General features: G+C 41.2%; 23 protein-coding genes. 14 read left to right on the top strand and 9 right to left on the bottom strand.

The window, feature by feature from the left end; translation table 11 throughout:
* Positions 1–6 precede the first annotated feature (6 nt).
* The 3 genes from SFRI_RS16770 (at position 7) to SFRI_RS16760 (ending at position 3,317) form a co-directional block, all read left to right on the top strand.
* A complete protein-coding gene (locus SFRI_RS16770; protein WP_041413203.1) occupies positions 7–1,065 on the top strand; it encodes an HlyD family secretion protein in 1,059 nt (352 codons plus the stop codon).
* A gap of 120 nt (positions 1,066–1,185) precedes the next feature.
* Positions 1,186–2,211: a DUF2955 domain-containing protein gene (locus SFRI_RS16765; RefSeq protein WP_011638689.1), complete on the top strand. Its 1,026-nt coding sequence runs from the start codon at positions 1,186–1,188 to the stop codon at positions 2,209–2,211.
* Positions 2,212–2,447: 236 nt separating this feature from the next.
* The gene (locus SFRI_RS16760) at positions 2,448–3,317 is read left to right on the top strand and encodes a tetratricopeptide repeat protein (RefSeq protein ID WP_011638688.1); all 870 of its coding nucleotides are present in this window, start codon (positions 2,448–2,450) and stop codon (positions 3,315–3,317) included.
* Between the two features lie 135 nt (positions 3,318–3,452).
* On the opposite strand, the gene SFRI_RS16755 is transcribed toward SFRI_RS16760, so the two are convergent.
* Genes SFRI_RS16755 through SFRI_RS16745 form a run of 3 tightly spaced genes read right to left on the bottom strand, consistent with a single transcriptional unit; the run spans position 3,453 to position 4,954 of the window.
* Positions 3,453–3,668 carry a TIGR02450 family Trp-rich protein gene (locus SFRI_RS16755; RefSeq protein WP_041413713.1) on the bottom strand — a complete coding sequence of 72 codons (216 nt, stop codon included), beginning with the start codon at positions 3,666–3,668 and terminating at the stop codon, positions 3,453–3,455.
* Between the two features lie 46 nt (positions 3,669–3,714).
* Entirely contained in the window at positions 3,715–4,320 is a 606-nt protein-coding gene (locus SFRI_RS16750; RefSeq protein WP_011638686.1) for an HAD family hydrolase, read from the bottom strand.
* A gap of 25 nt (positions 4,321–4,345) precedes the next feature.
* A complete protein-coding gene (locus tag SFRI_RS16745; protein WP_081430143.1) occupies positions 4,346–4,954 on the bottom strand; it encodes a CIA30 family protein in 609 nt (202 codons plus the stop codon).
* Between the two features lie 340 nt (positions 4,955–5,294).
* On the opposite strand from SFRI_RS16745, the gene SFRI_RS16740 reads away from it, so the two are divergent.
* Positions 5,295–6,428, top strand: a complete 1,134-nt coding sequence (locus SFRI_RS16740) for an endonuclease/exonuclease/phosphatase family protein (RefSeq protein WP_011638684.1) — start codon at positions 5,295–5,297, stop codon at positions 6,426–6,428.
* A 158-nt stretch (positions 6,429–6,586) separates the two neighbouring features.
* Here SFRI_RS16740 and pepN read toward each other — a convergent pair whose 3' ends face one another.
* From pepN to SFRI_RS16710, 6 genes are all read right to left on the bottom strand, one after another.
* Positions 6,587–9,250, bottom strand: a complete 2,664-nt coding sequence (pepN, locus tag SFRI_RS16735) for an aminopeptidase N (protein WP_011638683.1) — start codon at positions 9,248–9,250, stop codon at positions 6,587–6,589.
* Positions 9,251–9,326: 76 nt separating this feature from the next.
* A complete protein-coding gene (gene lpoB, locus SFRI_RS16730; protein WP_174839654.1) occupies positions 9,327–9,920 on the bottom strand; it encodes a penicillin-binding protein activator LpoB in 594 nt (197 codons plus the stop codon).
* A 49-nt stretch (positions 9,921–9,969) separates the two neighbouring features.
* Entirely contained in the window at positions 9,970–11,340 is a 1,371-nt protein-coding gene (locus SFRI_RS16725) for a COG3014 family protein (RefSeq protein ID WP_011638681.1), read from the bottom strand.
* A complete protein-coding gene (gene def, locus SFRI_RS16720) occupies positions 11,334–11,846 on the bottom strand; it encodes a peptide deformylase (protein WP_011638680.1) in 513 nt (170 codons plus the stop codon). The genes SFRI_RS16725 and def overlap by 7 nt, the downstream gene beginning before the upstream one ends.
* Positions 11,847–12,070: 224 nt before the next feature.
* A complete protein-coding gene (locus tag SFRI_RS16715) occupies positions 12,071–12,283 on the bottom strand; it encodes a SlyX family protein (RefSeq protein WP_011638679.1) in 213 nt (70 codons plus the stop codon).
* A gap of 35 nt (positions 12,284–12,318) precedes the next feature.
* Positions 12,319–13,287 carry a WD40 repeat domain-containing protein gene (locus SFRI_RS16710; protein ID WP_011638678.1) on the bottom strand — a complete coding sequence of 323 codons (969 nt, stop codon included), beginning with the start codon at positions 13,285–13,287 and terminating at the stop codon, positions 12,319–12,321.
* A gap of 168 nt (positions 13,288–13,455) precedes the next feature.
* Here SFRI_RS16710 and fkpA point away from each other — a divergent pair, with 168 nt between their 5' ends.
* From fkpA to SFRI_RS16660, 10 genes are all read left to right on the top strand, one after another.
* Positions 13,456–14,208 carry an FKBP-type peptidyl-prolyl cis-trans isomerase gene (gene fkpA, locus SFRI_RS16705; RefSeq protein ID WP_011638677.1) on the top strand — a complete coding sequence of 251 codons (753 nt, stop codon included), beginning with the start codon at positions 13,456–13,458 and terminating at the stop codon, positions 14,206–14,208.
* Between the two features lie 296 nt (positions 14,209–14,504).
* Positions 14,505–15,365: an AzlC family ABC transporter permease gene (locus SFRI_RS16700; RefSeq protein ID WP_011638676.1), complete on the top strand. Its 861-nt coding sequence runs from the start codon at positions 14,505–14,507 to the stop codon at positions 15,363–15,365.
* The gene (locus tag SFRI_RS16695) at positions 15,362–15,664 is read left to right on the top strand and encodes an AzlD domain-containing protein (RefSeq protein ID WP_011638675.1); all 303 of its coding nucleotides are present in this window, start codon (positions 15,362–15,364) and stop codon (positions 15,662–15,664) included. Before SFRI_RS16700 ends, SFRI_RS16695 begins: the two co-directional genes overlap by 4 nt.
* A gap of 97 nt (positions 15,665–15,761) precedes the next feature.
* A complete protein-coding gene (gene mpl / locus SFRI_RS16690) occupies positions 15,762–17,201 on the top strand; it encodes a UDP-N-acetylmuramate:L-alanyl-gamma-D-glutamyl-meso-diaminopimelate ligase (RefSeq protein WP_011638674.1) in 1,440 nt (479 codons plus the stop codon).
* Between the two features lie 26 nt (positions 17,202–17,227).
* Positions 17,228–17,887: a flavin prenyltransferase UbiX gene (locus SFRI_RS16685; protein ID WP_011638673.1), complete on the top strand. Its 660-nt coding sequence runs from the start codon at positions 17,228–17,230 to the stop codon at positions 17,885–17,887.
* Positions 17,888–17,894: 7 nt separating this feature from the next.
* Positions 17,895–18,425: a hypoxanthine phosphoribosyltransferase gene (hpt, locus tag SFRI_RS16680; protein ID WP_011638672.1), complete on the top strand. Its 531-nt coding sequence runs from the start codon at positions 17,895–17,897 to the stop codon at positions 18,423–18,425.
* 150 nt (positions 18,426–18,575) lie between these two features.
* Entirely contained in the window at positions 18,576–19,511 is a 936-nt protein-coding gene (locus SFRI_RS16675; RefSeq protein ID WP_011638671.1) for an ABC transporter ATP-binding protein, read from the top strand.
* Positions 19,511–20,281: an ABC transporter permease gene (locus SFRI_RS16670; protein ID WP_011638670.1), complete on the top strand. Its 771-nt coding sequence runs from the start codon at positions 19,511–19,513 to the stop codon at positions 20,279–20,281. The genes SFRI_RS16675 and SFRI_RS16670 overlap by 1 nt, the downstream gene beginning before the upstream one ends.
* 640 nt (positions 20,282–20,921) lie before the next feature.
* On the top strand, positions 20,922–21,773 hold the full coding sequence (locus tag SFRI_RS16665; protein ID WP_011638669.1) for a hypothetical protein: 852 nt from the start codon (positions 20,922–20,924) through the stop codon (positions 21,771–21,773).
* Positions 21,774–22,355: 582 nt separating this feature from the next.
* Positions 22,356–23,000, top strand: a complete 645-nt coding sequence (locus SFRI_RS16660) for a DUF2306 domain-containing protein (RefSeq protein WP_011638668.1) — start codon at positions 22,356–22,358, stop codon at positions 22,998–23,000.
* Positions 23,001–23,125 lie beyond the last annotated feature (125 nt).

Below are 23,125 nucleotides of genomic sequence, written 5' to 3'. Positions count from 1 at the left end.
AAGAATATGACTCCAGATCAACAATTTGCACGACTCGTTAGAGTATCTATATTCCTGTTTGTATCAGTGTTTGGCTACTTTATGTTTGCCGACGCTGTGATGCCAATGACGCCACAAGCCATGGCAACACGAATGGTCACTAAAGTAACGCCGCAAGTCAGTGGTAAAATTGCTTCTATTGCAGTCGAAAATAACCAATTAGTGGCTAAAGGTGATGTGTTATTTAGCATCGACTCAGCCCCTTATGAGTTAGCGGCTGAGCAGGCTACATTGGCGTTAGAGCAAGCAAAACAAGATAACGCCGAACTTGATGCATCGATACTTGCTGCCAAAGCAGATGTTCAGGCAAATCAAAGTAGTGCACAGCAGAGAAACAGTGAAGCAAAACGCCTTGATGCATTGTACGCTTCTCGAGGTGTATCGCAGCAGTTAACCGATCAAGCTCAAAGTGATGCCGTTACGGCTGAGGCTAACTTACTTGCCGCCAAAGCACGCTTAACTAAGCTAGTGGTAAGCCGTGGACGCAATGGCGAAGATAATTTAAAAGTGCGTCAAGCTCGAAACCGTTTGGCTCAAGTAGAGTTAAACCTGTCTTACACTCAAATTCGCGCCGATCAAAATGGGGTGGTAACCAACTTACAGTTAGAAGTCGGCAGCTTTGCCACTGTCGGTCAGCCGCTATTGGCTGTAGTGTCAGAAATCGTTGATATTATTGCTGACTTTAGAGAAAAAAGCTTACGAGGTATTGAGCCACAATCAACTGCACTTATTGCATTTGATGGTCAACCTGGGCGTTTGTACCATGCCAAAGTGAGTACCGTAGATGCTGGTGTGAGTGCAGGACAATTTGATGCAAATGGCCGTTTAGCAGATCCGCAAGAGTCTGTACGTTGGGTACGTGACGCTCAGCGTTTACGTTTACACCTTGAACTTGACCACCAAGGCGTTAATGCATTACCTGCTGGAGCACGTGCAACGGTGCAATTAGTCCCCAATAGTGGTTTGCTTGGCTTCTTAGCTAAGGTTCAAATCAAGGTTATCAGCACACTGCATTATATTTATTAACGTCGCCATTAAGCTCAATATTGCTTGTTACTAATCACTATATCAAATCACACTCAAGACAATGCAGCAGGTTATTCATTTAGCGTGCTGTATCTTGTATCAATACCCTAGGTTGTTTATATGTTATTACGCCATAGTCCTTTGACTCAAAACGATTTACGTCAATGTTTACGCATTGCAACAGGCGCCACGCTAGGGTTTGCGATATGTAAGTTTTTCGATCTCAGTTATGGTGTGTTTTTTACCGTCACTCCAATGTTATTACTCGGTTTAGTCCCTGTGATGAATGCTCATGCGATGAGGCAATTGTTGGCATCATCTGTAATGTCTGGGATTGAAGTAGGTATTTTAGGCGGTTTATTTGGTGCTCACCCAGGGGTGATATTACCTATTGTGTTTGTGCTTTTTTTGTATCGTTTTGCTGCAATGTCACGTGGCAGCTTGTTTTTATTTGGCGCTAATGGGGTTATTAGCCTAAGCATTATGCTGCACTTTGCCAGTTATCCAAGTGTCGATATTAACAATCTCATTTTTAGTAATTTTTGGGCAACGGCAGCATCAGTCGTCATTGCTTATGCTATGACGGCTCTATGGCCCGATGTTGAACCAAGAACGCCAGTTGCTGCCGTGGTTAAAGTGCCTAACCGTATGCGCCATGAAGCGCTACTCGGAGCATCTATTGCAACTGCATCATTTGTGGTTTTTCAGGTCTTTAACTTACGTGATTCTATGTCTGCTCAAGCTACTACCTTGTTATTGTTATTCCCAATGCATTGGAATGGTGCACTCGGTTACGCGCGCAAACGTGCCATCGGTACCTTGTTTGGCGTGACTTTTGGCTTAGTGGGACAAGGGTTGCTCTATGATTGGTCCGGATTATTGATTTTTGTGATACCACTATTGTGGATAGGCTTAATGTTGTTTAGCCAAGTACACGTGAGAGAAGCGAGTGGCTCAGGTGTGGGATTCGGTGCTATGACCACCTTAGGGATATTATTCGGTCAATACTTAACCCCAGATAACGACTTAGTTTTCAGTGCTTTGTACCGAATAAGCAGCATCTTAGTCGCTATCGTGGCAACATTATTACTGTGTTATGTGGTGCATCGGTTATTGAATCGATTTGAAGCAACTCGATTTGGCTGAACAATTGATGTGTGCGGTAAATTGATCTAATTTGAGCATATTCACCAGCCGTAGGCTGATTTCAATCGTAATTGGCAAGTGGATATTATTGGAGTATTAGATTGCTTTGCAGAATAACTTGATAATTGATTGATAATATTAGATATAACGTACGGTTAGTTTTATAGACATAATTACTATAGACATTTTGCATATAAATGCTAATAGTAATGAATCGTATATAAAAAGGACTTAACATGATGAAACAAAATGCTATTATTTTGAGCTTAATATTAAGCTTTCTCGCTTTCGCTCCATTTAAAAGCCATGCAAACCAATTGCCTGAGTGCAACACGTCTGAATGTATTGAATACTTTAAAGCCTACCGCATTTTAACTAAACGAGGTCACTCCTCTGCAATGGCCATGTTAGGTGAATTATATTACTCTGGTTATGGTACTGATAAAGATTTAGACATGGCGTTGAAATGGTACCGACGTGCAGGTAAGTATGGTGTGTTGGACGCAAAATATAAGGCGGGTGTTTTGTATTTACAAGATACTCCTTTGAAAGATGTCGACGAGGGTATCGATTTTTTAAAGTATGCTTCAAAACTGGGTCACGCACAGTCGTCATTTTTGCTAGGTAAAATATATTTAGGTGGTGGCATGGTAGAACAAGATTTGGCACTTGCAGATCAATACCTTGCTAGAGCTTATGAAGAAAATAATTTAGCAGCCAGAAATTATGGGCAAATACTTTACTTACATGAATCAACTAAAGATTTACCGTTTAGCAAACTTTACGCTTTGATTTCGCAGGATGTTGTTCAATTAAATCCTCAAGGTACTGATAAAAATATACAAACGGCAGCGGTTGTTTTTCCTCAAGGTGAAATGGAAACCATTGACGTGCAGATGGATACATTTGAAGACATGTTTGGCTCACATATCGCACAATTAAATCATATGCTACCTGACACTTCAAAAGGTACCGGATCAAATATCGCTGGGCAGACGTGTGCTAGAATGTGGGGGTGCAGCAGCGAAGGCGATGGCCAACGAATTCAGGATGTAATGTTATCTGATTGGGGTTTGGAAACGCTACAGTTCAGATTAATAGAATAGAAATATTAAGGCCGGAATAAGCCTACGCTCATGTATTAACAACTAATGCGATATTATTGAAGTGACTCAAGACTAACTGCTTGAGTCACTTTTTTATTACAAGTTAGCATTACGAACACCATCGTTTACAGTAGATTATTGCCAGCCAATTTTCCACAGTTGCGGATCTTTAAGATCGCGCCAGTCAATTGAAAATTCTTCGGCATTCATTTCTGCACGGATAAAACATTCAACCACGTTTTGTTGCTCGTCATACTCCACTTTAGCCACAGTAAAATGCTTCAATTTTTGAACCACGTTAACTTTGGTCCACTTACTATTCAATAATTTTTTAGGGTGAATTGGGTTCATATTCATATTGTGTCACTTTTAAGTATTATTAACGTTATTACTGGCGTTAATCGCTCGTTGAGTTATTGATTAATAATGTCTGCAGTTGGCTTAACTCTTCGATGACAATATCGGCTAAGTGTTGATAATCACGTTCAATGCCATGATTAATTAAACAGGCAATCATTCCCGCGTTGTTAGCCGCTTGAATATCGTATAAGTAATCACCAACATAGATAATGTGCTGCGGATTAATTTGCCATTGTGTTGCAATGGCCAGTAACGCATCGGGTGCCGGCTTGGCTGGGAAGTGTTCTCTGGTTAGCACGTGATCTATGGCAATATTATTTTGTGTTATCTTCATTGCACTGGCAGCAAGGCTGTTACGAGTCACTATGGCGGTAGGTAATTTTGCTGCTTCAATAGCGTTAATTAGTTCGGTCATGCCTTTGATTGGTTTGGCACTTATAGCATCTTGATATTCATGCTCAAGAATAATCTTGTTTGCGTTGGCTTGAGTGGCTTTGCAGCTTAACTCATCGACGTATTTAAGGAGGTCTATACCATTAGGGCAACCAATTTGTTGGCGAATTAAGTCAAAGTCTAAACTGGACTCAACTAAGGTGCCGTCTAAGTCGAAAATAATGCCTTTTATGTGTATTGGTAAATTCAATGAATACCCTTATGTATTAACGCATTTATCGGTCAAACTGTACCGAGTGTAACTCAATTATAAATGGACCTTGTTGTTTTTGTGCAACAAGAAAACCAATACGATCAATATCTTCAAAGTTTAATGATGGTGCATTCGTGACGGTTCGCCCTCTAAAGTTGACTGTAAAGTCTGCCGGGGTAAAAGTATGTTGAGTGAGTGTATTAGCTTGAGTATTAACGTTAGCCACATAGGCTTCACCATAAGACAAACTCGGTGTTTTTAACCGGATTTGATATGTTTTTCCATCACCTTTAGCCGTGAGAGTGAGTAATGATGCATCGGAAATTTGATGTAAAAAGGTTGATTCTGTCGAGGCAAATCCGCCATTATTTGCCAAGGAAACATGCCCAGAAAATACTAATGCTTGCTGCTTCTGCTTAATTTGGCTTTGCGAAATACCGCCCATCACAGTGTCATTATTGATGTTCCACTCTGTAAAATGGCTTGGATCAGTAAAGTGAAATAGCATGTTGTCCTCACTGGCACTCCAAACGGGTTGGCCAATTAATATTAAAACCCCAACAGCACTAGCAATGCCTACTTGTATTGTTCGGCAAACATGCCGGTTCTTTGCATTGTGTGACACCATCATATACTCCTATTCAATATTGTTCGATAAGCGCATGCGCTATAGAAACAATGCCGTAAAAAAATGGCTTATCAGGGTGAGGGATAAGCCATAAAGGGTCTTACGGAGGATGATTGTCTTAGAACGTCGGGTGTTACTTTATCGGATCAGCTATATCGGGGATAGTCAATCAGATATCACTTAACGTCTAACTATGATGCATTACGCGTATTTGTGAATGTAGGTTCAGTTTTTTTAGGTTATTTTGTTTATGTTGCATTATTCCAGGTTGAGGGGAGTTAAATTCGACAAATAACAATGTTGTTAGTACCCTTAATATAAGTTTTACAGAGAGCAAAATATTTTGGACCTAAATGATGTATCAACCGCTCCATCCCCCGAGCTTACATTCAGTGTCGTAAGCATTAATTTATTTAACTTTATTGAACCGCCTCACGCCTACTACGATTTTGAAAACATCTACAGTGATAAGCAATGGCAAAAAAAATGTGCATGGTTAAGTGAGTTTATTAGCCACAACCAACCTGACATTATTGCTTTCCAAGAAGTGTTTAGCCCTGATGCATTAGCTAGGTTGACTGAGTCTTTAGGTTATAAATATTTTGTGGCGCTAGATTTACCAGAGGTCGTCAGTGACTATGTGTATCGTAGCCCAGTGGTCGCGATAGCATCGAAGTATCCTATTATTGATTCGGCTAATGTTAGCCCCGATCCGCAATGGATCAACCAGTTAGGTCTAGCTGAGTCATTTAGTTTTAGTCGTAAGCCGTTAAGAGCAACCATACAGTTACCGGTGTTTGGTCCATGCGATTGCTATGTCATTCATCTTAAGTCTAAACGCAGTGGCGTGAGTCGTGACGATATCAGTGAAAGTGGCTTACATGGCGGTGCTGATTTTGTTGCACGGCAAGTCTTAGGACGTTGGGCATCCAGTTTACAGCGCGGCAGTGAATCAGCATTGCTGTGCCATCAAATGCTGATGAGACGACAACAAACTCAGCAGCCTTTTATGCTGATGGGGGATTTTAATGACACCATGGGCAGCGAACTGTTAGCGGCATTTAATAATCAATTACGCGTGTATCGCAGTGATATTGAAGACCCTGGGCTGGCTAAGCTGGGTGAAACCTCATTGATGGCTGAGTTACAGCAAAGCAGTTTGTTTGACAGCTATGAGTTGTTTATCGACGCGACCAAATGTAATGCAACATTGGCCCAAGATGAATTTGAGTCAAGCGCATTAGTGGATGAGCAACCGCATCCAGCGAGACAGCCGACACATTACTATGGCAACAGTGGTTCGGTGCTCGATTATATATTAGTCTCAAGTGAGTTTAATCCGACTCAGCAGCAAAACCTCGCTCATATCATTGATTATAAAACATTTGATCGTCATCTAGTTCGGCCTGACTATGAACGCGACAGCGACAGTACCGACCATGCTCCAGTGATGATGAGCTTTTGCGTGCGCACTTAGTGAGTGGTAATGGTGATGCTTATTCATGAGCTATTGAACTTGATGGCTACTAACGCGCAGTGCGATGAGCCCATTCTATAAATGCTAATAAAAAGCGCTGATAAATATCAGCGCTTTTTTGGTTTAACTCAATTGATTTACCATTGTTTTGGATAAGCTTACTGTAATGTTTGTTTGATCTTCACGCAGCGTTGTTCTTGTTGGCGAGTTTCAAGTAGCGCACGTCTTGCCAGTTTTGATAAACCTGTTTGTGTATCTAAAACCTGACTAATAGCATCTATATTTGCTGCACTACAATCGGTTGGAATTAATTGCGCCGCAAAACTGCGCATAAACACCGGACCTTTATCGTCCATTAACGCTAGGTTGGCAAAGCGTTGCTCTGCGGTTGCCGCACTTAATAGCTTTTGTTCAGCTGGATAGATATTGTACATTGCGACACGAATTTTCGAGAACGCCATGCTGTCATTGTTTTCAATGGTATTTAACCAATGGCGTTTAAGCGATGACTGCGGACGGATAACCTCGGCTGCAATCGCAGCTTTTTCACCAGAGTCAGATTGATCAAGATGCTTTTCCTTGGCAAGTAGCGCCTGAGCATCACCGTAATCATAACGGTTTAACTGGCGGATCATCGCCCAGCGTAAGTCTTGATCTATGCTTAACCCTTTAATATGGCTCTTGCTTTGTAGTAACGATTGGATATGTTTTAACGCATCACCATGGCTAGATAAACTAATATAAGCATCGAACCAGCGGCGTTGGAAATCACTATTACGGTAGCTTTCCATGCTCATCCGCAGGCTCATTTGGCTAAGCGCCTTAGATATCTTACTGTTGTAAGCGGCATTAGCTGGCGCCATTAAATCGAGATAGTTCTTAGCACGCTGCAGATTACCAAGTACTTGACCTAAAATAGTGTAGTCTTTTTCAAGTGGCGCATTAATTAACGCGATATTTAAAAACTGATCCAATGATGTATTACCATCAATGACGCTGTCCCACATGCTTTGCCACAACATAGAGCGTAATAGCGGATCGGTAACTTGGCCTAGAGACTGTTTGGCGGTGTTAAATGAGCTAGAGTCTAGTGCTACTTTCACAAATCCCCAGTCATCATAGTTTGGATAAACTAAATCAGGACAAACCTCGCCAATTAGCTCATCAACGTCGGTATAAGCGCCTTTGTATGTCACTGCAATCACTTGTTGTTTTTCTAGTCCATATCGAGTTTTATTGAACAACCCTAGTTGTACTCGTTGCTCACGTAGTGTTGGATGTTCTTCATCATCAGATGTTTGCACTAAACCAAATGAGTCAATTTGACCTCGCTGACATGTGTACTGAGCTTTGATGGTATTCACCCCCGCTGCGTACAACCATTCTTTGGTCCATAAAGACAAATCACGACCACTGGCTTTGGCTAGACTGTCGATAAAGTCATTAAGCTCAGCATTTTGATAACTGTATTGTTGTAAATATTGGCTCACTCCACGGCGGAAGGTTTCTTCGCCGAGTAAATGACGCAATTGTTTGATAGTCGATGCGCCTTTTTGATAAGTAATGGCGTCGATATTATCAAAGGCATTTTGGCTGGTGGCCACAGGCACTTCAATTGGGTGAGTCGTGACTAAGCTGTCTTGATGATATGCAGCTTGTTTACCAGAGGCATAAAAGGTGCGCCATGCATGACTAAATTCAGTGGCTTCACTCGTAGCAAGGGTGCCCATAAATGAGGCAAAGCTTTCATTTAACCATAAGCCATTCCACCACTTCATGGTGACTAAGTCGCCAAACCATTGGTGCGCCATTTCGTGCATGATAACGCCAGCTAAACGTTCTTTTTGTTCGGCCGTCATCTTAGCATTAAATAAGAAACGGTCTTCAGAAAAAGTGATTGCTCCTGCGTTTTCCATGGCGCCGTATAAAAAGTCTGGCACCAATACTTGGTCGTATTTTTTAAACGGATAAGCAATGCCAAAGTAGCGATCAAAAAAGTCTAAACCTTGTTTGGTATAGGTAAACCAATCTTGAGGGGTTACTTGGTTGGCAACAGACTGACGCGAAAATAAACGCATCGGATAACGGCCTGAGTTATCTTCCCAAACATGGTACGGACCAGCATGCATAGAGAAATTATATGGGCTTAATTTGGGTGTAGCAGGGAAGGTCCATAAATTAGTATCGCCTTGGTCAACCACATTGGTTTCACGCATGGCACTGATTACTTGCCAATCTTTGGGAGCATGAACATTAATTTGATAACTGGCTTTAAGATCCGGTTGATCAAATACTGCAAACATTTGTTGAGCGGCTGCTGGTTCAAAATGTGAATACAAATAAACTTTACTGTCTACTGGGTCGACAAAACGATGTAAGCCTTCGCCATTGGTGCTGTGTTCTCTAGTAAATTCAACTTCTACAGTGTTGTGACCATCAACCAATAGACTTTGATTTAACACAATATAAGCGCCATTGTAATTAGGATATACCTTGGTTCCGTTAACAATAAATTGCTTAATATTGGCTTTGTTAAGGTCGAGGGTGAGTGATTTTGGCACGCTGCTTAAGTCAAAGTGGACAATTGACTTTGCACTAAATTGACTGTGCTCACTTAAAAAGAAAGTCAGTTCATATTGTGCATTTGATACTACGCTGGATCTTGCTTGTGCTTGCACCTGGCTGATAAAGGCAGATCCATCCCGTTGTAAGGATGCTGTTGAAAGTGAGCTGCTACAGCTGACAACGCTAGCACAACATAATGCAATGAGACTGGTTTTGATGACCCGAGGACTAAACAATTCAGTGGATAACAATTTCACGTTAGTGTTCCTAACTTTTTATTAGATGTATGAAAAAGCCGACAACAATGTCGGCTTTAGTGCTATGAGTAGTGATTTATAAGCCTAAAAAAGACTTTGATTTCATTTTACGGATTTCTTTTTCATCTGACCATTCAATTAGGCCAGTTTCAAGATCCATTAACCGCATGGTCATTTTGTAGTAAACATCTTTGGTGCTGCCATCTTGTTTAACGATGCTGGATAAGTTGCCATAAAGCATATATTGCGCACCAATTTGACGGCCAAATTTAATTGCCGTAGATGGGTCTACCATGCCAGCATTGTTTTGATAATCAAGTTGTTTACGTACAGTATCAACCTTAGTCATATCAATAAAACGGAACTTACCAGAGCGTAATAGCTTATTGCTAATGGTGTCGGTCACTGATTCTGTATCAATATGCTCAGAAGTTTTATTTTTAATTTTGTCCACAAATACAATCGGGCGGTTGCTCTGTGTCATTACCACTACTGGTGGGAATGCCATCATGCTGTCGACCATTTTTGCGGCGATGACTTGCAGATCAGTTGAACCGAAGTTTTCGTTAACGGTTTCGACTTCTGTCGCGTCACCATACTCTACTTTAGATTGACAGGCGCTCAGCCCCATTACTGCAGCTAATACAAATATCAGTTTCAAATTTTTCATAGTAAATTCCATTGGTGATGAGTGACAGTTGATAAGCAATTATCGTCTATCAGATGATTATCGAATAAAAACGGGTACGATTTCCAGTCTCTATTGCCCAAATTAATGTTGTACGGTTTGGTTTTACGTCAATATTTACATTTTGGCTGCTATTTAAGCGAACATTATAGCTGCCGGCATCGATAAATTGTCGAGCAATTTGAGCCTGGCGAGGCAGGGTTAACCAACTTCTACGGTCGGCTTGCTCGGTGATAACATTAAATATTTGCATTACCATCGCAGCAGCATCTACTTGATTGTTGGCTCGTTGGCTGCTGCTTTGTACACTGCGATTCATTTGGTATTTAGCATAAATTCTTGCTGCTTGTCTAAACAGCGCAGCGGGTAAATCTTCTTTTAATGCATTAATTGCTAGCGCGTCAATGTTAGCAATGGTTTGTGCTGTTAGTGGCGTGCCTAATCCTTGGATTTGGCTGTTATTCATTAACAGACGTTGTGGCTGATAGGTCGCTAATGATGCTGATTGAATATTACCGTTAAGTGGAAAAGGTACCGTAATACTCTGTTTTTCTGGTACAAAATCACGTTCAATAATAAATACAACTTGGCCTTGATCGGGTGTAGGCATTACCGCCTCTCCCCAGCGACGTTTAAACTCGTCGTATTGAGGCATCCCCAGTTGTTTAGCTAAACGGACTAAATCTTGCTGTAAATACACATTGTCTGGGGTAATTTGTGCTGCTTTTCGGTAATCAATAAACGCATCATTAGGCTCGCTGGCGAGTTCGTGCAACAAACCAGTAGTGTAATAGCTGTAAGCGTTTAGAAATGAACTGGTGACATTGCCGGCTTCTTTGCTTAATTGGGCTACTTGCGCGTCAATGGTGCCATTGGCCATGTCTTGCACTGACTTTTGTGATTTCTGATAGCGTGCTTGTTCCATGCTTTGCAGTTCATTACTGCGGCGAACTTCTACTAATGCCCCTTGAGCATCACCACTAAATAAATAATTAAACGCCTGATATTGATGCAACATAATGCGCTCATAACCTGGGCCTCGGTAAGGAATGGCATTATCGTTGAGTAAAATACTGCTTGCCCCAGCGCCTAACTTACTCGCACTCACGATGGCTTTATCATCGAAAATCTGGTAATCGTCAATGGCTTGCTGGTAATAGGTTTTACTGCCAGTAAAGTCACCCGCAATCTGCATAATACGCCCAGATTCTTGGGCGTAAAGTAAGCCATCATTGCCGCTAATATTGTCGGCCAAATCAGTGATTTTTGCTGTTGGTGAATCGCTATTGAGTTGTTGCTTGTATGGCGCTATTTGCGATGGATAGTTAACAAACACACTATTAAAGGCACAACCAGATAGGCCAAGACTGAGAGTCAACCCAATACAGAATGTTCTTAACATTGTGGCACCAGTATCTGAGGTGTCATGATGTTGACCCGTTCAAGTAAAGTAATACCCTGCAGGTGGTCATATTCATGTTGAAAAATACGCGCAACAAATCCCGTTAATGTTTGTTGATGTAACTGACCATCAAGCGATTGATACTGAACTTCTATTTCGCTGTGTCGCGCAATAGATAGCCGCTGACCTGGAATGGATAAGCAACCTTCTACATCAGCTTCTGTCGCGGCAGATGCCGATAGAATCTGTGGGTTTATGACTACCGTTGGAGGCATTGATGGCGCATCGGGATAACGTTCGTTTGGATTTGACGCCATGATAAACATTGCAGCGTTACTGAATACTTGCGTTGCTGCAATACCGACCCCGTTAGCATTCAGCATAGTGCTGAGCATGTTATCGGCTAAGGTATGTAATGCGTCGTCAAACACCGTCACTGGCTCAGCAATTTGAGTCAGTATCTGTTCGCCTGTGGTAGCAATGCTGAGTAGTGGCTTTGGCTGCATAGGTGACGGCTGTCCTTAGTTATTTACGTTAGATGACGACCTAGAATAATCTAATTTATGGTGTAAATCGTTATGGGCAAGCAAGGTTATTGCTTGCATAGTCTCATGCTATCGTACTGACTATTCACTTGGTTTAAATGACAGTCTATATCATATTTGCTGAATATCAGCTGAATATGATGACAGCCAAAATATCCTAAAATATGTTTTATAGTCGCAAGGCTTTAGTAATGGGGTGGCGGAGTCTCTTCGGCAGAAGACGCCATGTTACTTGGCTCAATAGAATGCAGTTTATTGACCATTAATAGCATTTGCTGTTGCTGTCTGGCAACTAATGCATTGAGTTTTATCACTTCTTGGTTTAACTCTTCAATGGAGATATCTTGAAATGATAGTTTCATTTCAAGATCATCAATCTTTTGTAAAACGCTTTCCATGTTGACCTCTTATTACTTAATTTATTACTGAGTTATTACTGCCAATATTCAACTAAACCTTGGCTGCTAATACTGACGATTGAGCCAGGCGCTATCATTGCGGCAGAGTATACTACAGCGCCTTTGTTTTGGGTGTTTTTACTCAATTGAACTTCCCAGCGAGAAAGTCGTTTACCGGTGTCTATTTGCCATAAAAATATTTCTCTTGATGGGGTACCTGTGAGCAATTGCTGGTCATTATCCACAAAGCGAGCACTTGAAAAATTCATTTGGCGTCGATTAATATCGAGATGACTTATTGGATTACCTGTATCCGACTGCCACAGGGTGGCATTTCCGGTGATATCGCTTGCAAAACTGAGAGTCGCTGAATCGTTAATCGCCACTTTAGTGATGCGGGACGCTAGCTGCCATTGTTGTAATGGTTGACCGGTTTGGGCTTGCCAAAGTAATACTTTACCATCATTACCGCCGCTCAATGCGGTGTTGCCATCGGCACTAATGGACACACTATTCACTTTTTCATGATGGCCTAAAAACTGAATTAAGCGTGATTTTTCAGGTGACAATGACATCACAGATCCATCGACTAAGCCAACAAGGGTTTGCCCTGTATTAGCAATTGCGACACTTTGCGCATAAGAAGGCAAAGACCACCATCCAACAGATGAACCATCGGTTAATCGCCATATCGCAAGTGAGTGGCTGCTAATGGTTGCTGCATACAGATTATTAGCTGATATGGCGGTATCAATGACGTTACTGGTATTTTGTTGTTGGCCTTGGAGCCATTGGTAAGACAACGTTGAGTCAGTAAGATCCCATACCTGTACGCCATTATGAGCCGTGCTAACCAAGGCAATGGTTGCATCATTTGACAGACTTGCACTGTAACTGGCATCGGTAGTGATGACCTGAACTTTAGTTGCTGTTGGTTGGCATGCAGATAATAGGCTTACTAAGACTAAAGTTGGCCAAAAAAACAGCATTGGAACGCGTATCATGAACTTGCTCCTTGAATTATTGTCCTAAACCTTGTCATATAAGGTTTACCCAATGGTATAACCGTTTTAACTAGTATAAAGTGGCGAAAGAACATGACCACTTAAACATCTCATTGATTGAATGTATTAAGGTTATTGTAACCACTATAGGATGCTGAGGAAGCTTTAATGAAATCTATTTACAAATTATCGTTAGTTGCATTAGCCGTTGTTGGCCTTACTGCGTGTAATCAAGAACAAGACGTTGCTCAAAAGAAAGTTGAATTAACAACTGACGTTCAAAAAGAAGCATATAGTGTTGGTGGTTCAATTGGTAAGTACATGTCTGGCCACATTAAAGAGCAAGAAGAATTAGGCTTTGCTGTTGACCGCGCTATGGTGATTAAAGGCTTTAGCGATGGCTTAGGCGAAGAAATGCAGTTAACTGAAGAAGAAATGCAGACTGTATTACAAAACCTAGATAAAAAACTAAACGATAAGCGTTTAGAGCAAGCTGAAACTTTAGCTGCTAAATCAATTGCAGATGGCAAAAAATTCTTAGAAGACAATAAAGCCAAAGAAGGCGTAACCACGACTGAGTCTGGTTTACAGTATGAAGTATTAGAAGCTGGTAGTGGTGACAAGCCTGCCGCAGAAGATACTGTTGAAGTTCATTACCGTGGCACGTTAACTGATGGCACTGAATTTGACAGTTCATACGCACGTGGTGAAACCGCTAAGTTTCCACTTAACCGTGTTATTCCTGGTTGGACTGAAGGCGTACAGTTAATGCCTGTGGGCGCTAAGTATAAGTTTGTTATCCCATCAGAATTAGCCTATGGCGAACGTGATACTGGCACTATTCCTGCTAACTCAACATTGGTTTTTGAAGTTGAATTGATTTCAGTAGAGAAAACGCCTGCAGCAGTAGAAACCAAGTAATATCAACATTGCTTCAGTTGTAAAATGACTGATAAATAGATATTAAAAAGACGCTTTAGCGTAATGCCGTTCACTTAACGTGAGCGGCATTTTTCGTTTTAGCACTGGGTGTTAATAGCATTTTTCGTTAATGGATTAAAGTGCTCGACCAACAACATCGCTTGAAATTTCTCCATAATGATCAATTTTCAGGGGCTTTATTCATTTATTCACGTTAAGCTAATCTTCTTGTCACTTAGCGCGTTAGCGTTATCAGTGCAGCATAAGGAGATGACAGTGCAGAATAAGGAGATGATGTGAGCGCAACCGAATCTATCAGTGTGACTACCACTAAAACCAAATCATTTTTAGCGGGCGGGCTTGCCGTTATGCCGCTAACAATAGCAGTCATCCCTTGGGGGATTTTAGCAGGCTCGTTCGCCCTTGAAGTTGGCCTTACAGCCGTTGAAAGCCAAGCGATGTCGGCCATTATCTTTGCTGGCAGCGCCCAGTTAGTTGCGCTCGGCATGATAAAAGCTGGTATTGGTATCGGCAGTATTCTGATAACTACCTTACTAATTACTTCAAGGCATTTATTGTATGCCATGGCCATGCGTACTCATATTAGCCCGTTGCCGCTAAAATGGCGTTTAGGGCTGGGTTTTTTACTCACAGATGAACTCTTTGCTATTGCTAATCAAGCTCACCATGGCGATAAACCAATCCAACACCAGTTTGATCGCTGGTACGCTTTGGGTGGTGGGCTAACTTTTTATATCGGCTGGAATATTGCCACCTTACTCGGCATTGTTGCAGGGCAGTCTATCGATAATTTAGGCGAACTTGGGCTCGACTTTGCCATCGCCGCCACATTTATCGCCTTAGTAGTACCGACAGTAAAAAAGCCGTCAATATTAGTCTGCGTTTTAGTGTCGCTTACGTTAGCAGTGGTGTGCGCAGTGTTCGCGATCCAAGCAGGGCTGTTAATTGCGGCAATATCGGGTATGGCAGCAGGCATGGGCTACGCTAAATTTACCAATGAGGACAGTAAGGTATCAGCCGCCTCTAATTCAAAGAATGATCATTCAGACAGTGCTAGTTCAGAACACGCTCATTCGGTTACAGCGCATTCAGATACTTCGCGTTCGGTAGCCGCGCATAAGGATAAAAACGTATGACCTGGTTGATTATTTTATCAATGGCGGCAGTGGTATTTGTCAGCCGACATTTATTGCTAGAACCTAAATTGCCTATTCGCTTAAGTAAAAACACCTTAACGTTTTTAAGCTATTCAGCACCTGCGGTATTAACTGCCATATTAGCCCCTATTGTATTTGCACCAGAAGGCCAGCTAGCTATTAGTGTGCATAATCCTTATTTAACTTGTGCGCTGGTGGCCACAGTGCTGGCTTATGTTACCCGCAATACCTTGCTCACAACCTTACTCAGTATGGGACTGTTTTTTATTTTGTATTAGCAACAGACCCTAGATTAATTTCAATCATTGTTAACTGACATTCTGTTGCACAATAGATTAGAATAACCGCCATATTACGGATCAATTAGAGTTAAGTATGCACGTACACATTTTAGGTATTTGTGGCACTTTTATGGGCGGTTTAGCCCTACTTGCCCGCGCAATGGGCCATAAGGTGACCGGCAGTGATGCCAACGTTTATCCACCGATGAGCACCCAGCTTGAGCAACAAGGTATCGAGTTAATCCAAGGTTTTGATCCAGCTCAATTAGGTAAAGAAGGCGACAATCAACCAGACTTAGTGGTTATTGGTAACGCCATGAGTCGTGGTAACCCGTGTGTAGAAGCGGTACTAAATCGCGGCATAAAATATACATCTGGGCCGCAGTTTTTATCTGAACATATTTTACAAGACCGTTGGGTATTGGCTGTAGCGGGTACACACGGTAAAACTTCTACTTCCAGCATGCTAGCGTGGGTTTTAGAATACTGTGGTTACGAGCCAGGTTTTTTAATTGGCGGTGTACCGCAAAATTTTGGCGTGTCAGCTCGTTTAGGTAACTCAGTATTTTTTGTAGTAGAAGCCGACGAATACGACAGTGCCTTTTTTGATAAACGTTCTAAGTTTGTTCATTACCATCCTCGCACCTTAGTGATCAATAATCTTGAATTTGATCATGCCGATATATTTGCCGACTTAGCGGCGATCCAACGCCAGTTTAATCACGTTATTCGTACTGTGCCGGGAGAGGGCAAGGTGATTTGGCCTAGCGACGTTGAAGCCGTGCAACAAGTGATTGATATGGGCTGTTGGAGCGAGCAAGAAATCTATTCTAAAGCCACAAGCTTAACCACTGGTTTAGCCGAGCATTCTGTTAATGTTTCAGCGAACCAAGGTGAACCCAATGCTTGGCAGCCGCGTACTATTGCAGACGATGGTCATGAGTTTGAAGTACTGTTTAAGGGCGAGTCGCAAGGGATAGTAAACTGGTCATTAATAGGTCAACATAATATTGAAAACGCCATAATGGCAATAGCGGCTGCTCGTCATGTGGGCGTAGCGCCAAGTCATGCTATTGAGGCGTTAGCACAATTTAGTCCACCAAAGCGTCGTTTAGAGCTATTAGCGACCGTAAATGGCGTGTCTGTGTATGACGATTTTGCTCATCATCCCACCGCTATTGCCACTACTTTACAAGGCTTACGAGCTAAAGTAGCTTCCAGCGACAATGCTAATGGCAACATTATTGTGGTGTTAGAGCCCCGCTCAAACACCATGAAAAGCGGAGTACATAAAGATACTCTTGCCAACTCGATGGTATTAGCCGATGTGGGCTACTTATATCAAGCAGACAATATTGACTGGGACATCAAAGCCAGTATGGCTAATGCGCCAATCCCTGTGACTGTGTTTAACAACATTGAAGATATTATTAATGCAGTTGCCGCTACCGCAAATCAAGGTGATACCGTAGTTATCATGAGTAATGGTGGTTTTAATGGTATTCACCAAAAAATGATTAAAGCTTTAGCGTAACGGCTTTAACCGATAGAGGATACAACATGGCCTATGCCAAAAAAGCCAAAGCAATTAGCCTAGCCTGGACGGGCGCATCTGGCGCGCCTTATGGCATTAAATTGCTTGAATGTTTGCTTGCGGCCGATTACCAAGTGTTTTTAATGATATCCAGTGCCGCACGGGTGGTGTTAGCAACAGAACACGGTTTGCAATTAAGCGCGAACCCAGACAAAGCGAAAGCACAATTACTCGAACAACTGCATAACGTTGATGAACCGTTAAAAGGTGAATTAGTGGTATTAGGCAAAGATGAATGGTTTTCGCCGCCAGCATCTGGCAGCGCTGCGCCTAAACAAATGGTCATTTGTCCATGCTCAACAGGCACATTGGCTGCTGTTGCAACGGGTATGAGTAATCATTTGCTCGAAAGAGCAGCAGATGTAGTATTAAAAGAAAGAGGGCAATTGATTCTTGTTCCGCGGGAAACTCCTTTTAGTGCCATACACTTAGAGCATATGTTAAGCCTAACCCGTAATGGCGCGACCATCATGCCAGCGGCACCAGGCTTTTATCATAATCCCAAATCAGTAGAAGATCTGGTAAACTTCATGGTTTCCCGAATACTTGATCATTTGGGAATTGAACACGACTTAACGAGTCGCTGGGGATATGGACATACTCAGTCACACGACATCGACAATTGAGAGATTTATGAAGCACACCATTGAAATGATGATTTCTGAACAAGAAATCAATAAAACCCTAGACCAATTAGCTGAACGTATTAATGCCCATTATGCCGACAGTGAACGCTTATTAATGGTTGGCCTTTTAAAAGGTTCAGTAGTGTTTATGGCCGATTTGTGTCGCCGTATTAAAGGCCATGTTGAAATCGATTTTATGTCAGTATCGAGCTACGGTAATACCATGAACAGCTCGCGTGATGTGAAAGTGCTTAAAGATGTACAGTCTGACATCGCCGGTCGTGACGTATTAATCGTTGAAGACTTAATCGACTCAGGTAACACCTTAAACAAAGTGCGCGAGATGTTATTGCTGCGTGAGCCAAAAAGCCTAGCGCTTTGTACGTTATTAGATAAACCTGAACGCCGTGAAGTAGACGTTTATGTCGACTTTATTGGTATAACCATCCCAGACGAGTTTATTGTGGGTTATGGTATCGACTACGCAGAGCAGTATCGCAACTTGCCTTACATCGCTAAAGTAGTGCCATTAGATTAAGTGGGGCTTTTTATTGATAGACTCCCGCTATAGGCGGGAGTTTTGTTTTAAGTGTCTAAATATTTCTGCGTCTTTTTCATTTACATTACGTCTTTAGAAGCACGTATTAGAAAATGTTTGATTCGCAATTCATGGATTAGAGGTATGACAATGAGCAACACCAACAATGCATTGGTGATCGAAAACCTTAAAAAAACCTATAAAGGTGGCGTAGAAGCCGTAAAGTCGATCAGTTTGACGGTAAAGCAAGGTGACTTTTTTGCCCTGCTTGGCCCCAATGGTGCGGGTAAATCTACCACTATCGGCATTATCAGCTCATTGGTACAGAAAACCGCAGGAACAGTGTCGGTATTTGGTTTTGATATTGATAAGCAGCTCGAACATGCCAAGTTATGTATCGGGTTAGTGCCGCAAGAATTTAACTTTAATCAGTTCGAAACCGTGCAACAAATAGTCGTTAACCAAGCGGGTTATTATGGCGTACCAAAAGCGGTTGCATTAGAGCGCGCTGAAAAATATCTCACCCAACTTGATTTATGGCAAAAGCGTCACGCCCAAGCCCGCGAACTGTCTGGCGGTATGAAACGCCGTTTAATGATTGCCCGCGCGTTAATGCACGAACCTAAATTATTGATTTTAGATGAGCCAACAGCTGGCGTAGACATTGAGCTGCGTCGTTCAATGTGGGAATTTTTAAAACAAATCAACAAACAAGGCGTGACTATTATTTTAACCACTCACTACCTTGAAGAAGCCGAAATGCTGTGCCGCACCATTGGTATTATCGATACCGGTTTGCTGGTGGAATGCACCACCATGAAGGCATTGTTGAGCAAGCTAGATGTTGAAACCTTTATTTTCGATTTACGACACGATCTCGACGTAGCACCACAATTGAGCAACATGAATTGCCGTTTAACTGACGCTCACACATTAGAAGTGGATGTGGCCAAATCGAACAACATTAATGAATTATTTACCCAGTTAACCGTCGCCAATATCGAAGTGTTGTCAATGCGCAACAAAGCCAACCGCTTAGAAGAATTGTTTGTAGAACTGGTCGAAAAAGCCAAGGAGTCAAAATAATGAACAGTCTGTATTTTGTGGCTTTTAAAAGTATTTTAACCAAAGAAATTAATCGCTTCACCCGTATTTGGATCCAAACATTGGTGCCGCCAGCCATAACCATGACTTTATATTTTTTAATTTTTGGTAATTTAGTCGGCAGTCGCATTGGTGAAATGGGCGGCGTTACCTACATGGAGTTTATCGCCCCAGGTTTAATCATGATGTCGGTGATAACTAGTTCATACTCTAATGTGGCCTCATCGTTTTACAGCGCCAAGTTTCAACGTAACATTGAAGAAATCATGGTTGCCCCAGTGCCACATTACGTGATGATAGCCGGTTATGTCGGCGGCGGCGTCGCCCGTGGGTTAAGTGTTGGTTTAATTGTTACCACAGTGGCGATGATGTTTGTTGATATCTCGTTACATCATGTTGGCTTGGTGGTGTTAACCATGTTTTTAACCTCAGTGTTATTTTCACTCGGCGGGTTAATTAATGCGGTATTTGCTAAAAGCTTTGACGACATCAGTATTATTCCGACCTTTATTCTCACGCCGTTAACCTATTTAGGTGGGGTGTTTTACTCGTTATCGTTATTACCATCTTTTTGGCAAGGCGTATCAGCCTTAAACCCTGTGGTATATATGATCAACGTATTCCGCTATGGATTTTTAGGTTTTGCTGACTTAAGCGTACCGTTATCAATAGCTATTATGATTGGTTTTTGTGTCAGCTTATGGACTCTGGCTTACTATTTGATATCGCGTGGAATTGGGTTGCGTAGCTAGATCTTGCAATAGCTAAACCGCTCACAAATCGGTTGTCACAATCTACGTGTAAAAGGGCTCGCAAGAGTCCTTTTTTGTGGGCGTTATCTATCGATCTATCGATCTATTGGTCTAGTGGCATGACTAAAACGAGAACCTATAACATGGGTAAAGATTTCAGTTGTTTTTAAGTCGGAATGGCCTAAAAGCTATTGAGCAGTATAGATTAACCTTTTTCAATCACTTGTTAATGGTTTCTTGTTTACATTAGTCAAGATATTTTTTATTCATAACACTTCTAGTTTACTTCAGTTTATAAGTAAAAAGTGGCTACAAATTTAATGGAATATCAGATAAACCTCAAAAATCACTTTAAAAGCTGTAATCAGAACATATAATTAGTAGGAATATTGTACAAAAATTAATTACCTAAAAAAAACAAATTCCTATAACATAAATTATACTGATGAATGTGGCCGTAGCATCCGCCAAATAAAAAACAATTTCCGCCTTAAAAAGCAGCTTAACTCACAATGACTCAGGCTTTATATTGTTCAATTAAAATTGCTTTAAATCAATACTTTGGTTTTTTTGATTCAATTTTGGTTATGTGGATAAATTATGATAGCGGTAATTCATCTAACCACTACAAGTAGGATGAATGAGAAAATTATTTATACTTATTACAAGTTGGGTGGCCTTATTAGGAACCAGTAACCTTTGCGCCGAAGTGGTTGATATTTCAGCTAATAAAGTGGTTTATGATTCATTCAAGGAATGGGCAGATAAAAAAAACTGCAACGATATTGATGATTTTAGGGAAATGAATCTTCATCGTGGCGTAGTTGAATTAGTGTTGATATGCAAAGCGCTAAATCTTGGAGGGTTGAAGCCTGATATACAGCTAAAAGAAATGCCCAATTATAGCCGCGCTTTGATAGAGGCTGAAAAAGGGGTTGTCACTATGCCAGCAGAAACAGCCTGGAGAATTGAAATTGATGAGGCTGATTTTTATGTCAGCGATGCTATATTTGAAGCAGGGGCGATCGAAGTGGGCATATACGCTCTACCAACAAACGTTGATATAATGAAAATCAATTCACTTGATGAACTTAAAAAGTTTAAAGGCGTTTCTTCTGATCGTTGGGTAGTTGACTGGGCAACGTTGAAAGCTATGGGGGTGAAGACACATAGCATGCCGAAACTGCATCTTATGTTCAAATTTATTAATGTGGGACGAGCTGATTTTGTTCTAAATGAATTTTCTTCAGAAGAAGATTTCAGTATGGAAATAGCCGGAGTAAGGTTAGTTCCGGTTCCTAATATTAAAGTGGGTTTAAAAGGGTCTCGCCATTTTGTTGTTTCTAAAAAGGCACCAAATGCTGAAAAGGTTTTTGAGGCGTTGCAAGACGGTTTAAAAAAGCTGCGTTTGGAAGGCACTATTTCTAGGGCTTTTGAGGAGTCTGGTATTGTTAATCCCAAAGTAAAACACTGGAAACAGATTTATCCATAATTGATAAAAGTCAGTGTTGAAGGATTTGTATCAGAAACATCTTCGAAAACGCGCGTCTCATTTGTACTTAATATTGCTTGGGAGATTAATGATAAGGCTTGAATTGGCAATAAATCATCACAATATTTAACTAAATCACTGACCATACCCTTTCTCACACCCTCAAATTGTGTTCAGCATAATTATCAACGAAAACAGCCGTTTCATTTAAATGCCTCAGCAAAGCCACTTAGTGTTATGGTATTGTTAAATTTAACAGTGGCATTCTACCCGTTCATCAGCATGCACATAAAATATATGTACATAATTCATAATATGGAAAATTTGAAATATGGAAAAAAGCATTAAAAGTAACACTTATGCCAACACAAGCCTTTTACTAACGACTATTGGTACTCTTCTTTCGATCCAAAAACCAGTTTACTACTTAGATATCATAATACTTGTTGCTGCCATTGGGTTTGGCGTTGCTGGAGCTTATAAGCACAGATCATAGCGTTCAATGCCAGCATATATTGACCCTAGCCAGCACAGAGCTTACTTGTTAGTGTCGCGTTAGATTTTAATAAGGATTAGTCTTATATGGAAGTATTTAAAAAGTGTGGATACGGTATTTTCTATGCCTTAGCTCTTGGTGTTAGCATTTATGCCATTCTGTTTGTAACCGTTGATTGGGTTGGCTCAGAATATTTAAAAGAAAAGTTTTCATTAACACCATTGGCGATGTATCTACATATGGTCGGAGGCTCAATAGCGTTAACCATTGGCGCATTTCAGTTAAATAGTCGCATGAGAGCGAAAAGTATCAAACTTCATCGAACGCTTGGTAAAGTCTACGTTACCGCCGTATTACTCTCCGGTTCTGCTGGTTTATACTTAGCTACCAATTCTATGGGTGGTATTGTTGCTCATTTCGGTTTTGGTACTATGGCTTTTTTATGGCTTTTTACTGTAAGCATAGCATTTGTTCAAATAAAAAAAGGTAACGTGAATGCACATCGCTATTGGATGATAATAAACTACTCTTTAACTTGTTCAGCAATTACCCTTAGATTGTATCTACCATCATTTCCATGGTTATTTAATGTCGACTTTATAACGTCTTACATTGCAATTTCTTGGGTTGCCTGGGTTCCAAATGTATTAGTAGCACAATTATATTTACTAAAAACCAAACGTGTTAGTTATTCAGTTCAACGTACTATTGATAATACATTGAGTACATAGAGCAAAGTGTAAATAGCCCTCTAAACCTAACGAATAAGGATAGCCCGAGCAATACTGCGTTCTATCCCGAAAGTTAGACAAGCCCGAACTCGTGTGAAATTATGCCTTTAATTACAAATAACAGG

It is taken from the genome of Shewanella frigidimarina NCIMB 400, from assembly GCF_000014705.1.
Taxonomy (GTDB): Bacteria; Pseudomonadota; Gammaproteobacteria; order Enterobacterales; family Shewanellaceae; genus Shewanella; species Shewanella frigidimarina.
This window is presented reverse-complemented; position numbering and strand designations above follow the sequence as displayed.

Coding starts and splice junctions, on each gene's coding strand:
- SFRI_RS16770 (WP_041413203.1), top strand. CDS start 7: ATGACTCCAGATCAACAATTTGCACGACTCGTTAGAGTATCTATATTC.
- SFRI_RS16765 (WP_011638689.1), top strand. CDS start 1,186: ATGTTATTACGCCATAGTCCTTTGACTCAAAACGATTTACGTCAATGT.
- SFRI_RS16760 (WP_011638688.1), top strand. CDS start 2,448: ATGATGAAACAAAATGCTATTATTTTGAGCTTAATATTAAGCTTTCTC.
- SFRI_RS16755 (WP_041413713.1), bottom strand. CDS start 3,668: ATGAACCCAATTCACCCTAAAAAATTATTGAATAGTAAGTGGACCAAA.
- SFRI_RS16745 (WP_081430143.1), bottom strand. CDS start 4,954: ATGATGGTGTCACACAATGCAAAGAACCGGCATGTTTGCCGAACAATA.
- lpoB (WP_174839654.1), bottom strand. CDS start 9,920: ATGAAAAATTTGAAACTGATATTTGTATTAGCTGCAGTAATGGGGCTG.
- SFRI_RS16725 (WP_011638681.1), bottom strand. CDS start 11,340: ATGTTAAGAACATTCTGTATTGGGTTGACTCTCAGTCTTGGCCTATCT.
- def (WP_011638680.1), bottom strand. CDS start 11,846: ATGCAGCCAAAGCCACTACTCAGCATTGCTACCACAGGCGAACAGATA.
- SFRI_RS16715 (WP_011638679.1), bottom strand. CDS start 12,283: ATGGAAAGCGTTTTACAAAAGATTGATGATCTTGAAATGAAACTATCA.
- SFRI_RS16710 (WP_011638678.1), bottom strand. CDS start 13,287: ATGATACGCGTTCCAATGCTGTTTTTTTGGCCAACTTTAGTCTTAGTA.
- fkpA (WP_011638677.1), top strand. CDS start 13,456: ATGAAATCTATTTACAAATTATCGTTAGTTGCATTAGCCGTTGTTGGC.
- SFRI_RS16695 (WP_011638675.1), top strand. CDS start 15,362: ATGACCTGGTTGATTATTTTATCAATGGCGGCAGTGGTATTTGTCAGC.
- mpl (WP_011638674.1), top strand. CDS start 15,762: ATGCACGTACACATTTTAGGTATTTGTGGCACTTTTATGGGCGGTTTA.
- SFRI_RS16685 (WP_011638673.1), top strand. CDS start 17,228: ATGGCCTATGCCAAAAAAGCCAAAGCAATTAGCCTAGCCTGGACGGGC.
- hpt (WP_011638672.1), top strand. CDS start 17,895: ATGAAGCACACCATTGAAATGATGATTTCTGAACAAGAAATCAATAAA.
- SFRI_RS16675 (WP_011638671.1), top strand. CDS start 18,576: ATGAGCAACACCAACAATGCATTGGTGATCGAAAACCTTAAAAAAACC.
- SFRI_RS16670 (WP_011638670.1), top strand. CDS start 19,511: ATGAACAGTCTGTATTTTGTGGCTTTTAAAAGTATTTTAACCAAAGAA.
- SFRI_RS16665 (WP_011638669.1), top strand. CDS start 20,922: ATGAGAAAATTATTTATACTTATTACAAGTTGGGTGGCCTTATTAGGA.
- SFRI_RS16660 (WP_011638668.1), top strand. CDS start 22,356: ATGGAAGTATTTAAAAAGTGTGGATACGGTATTTTCTATGCCTTAGCT.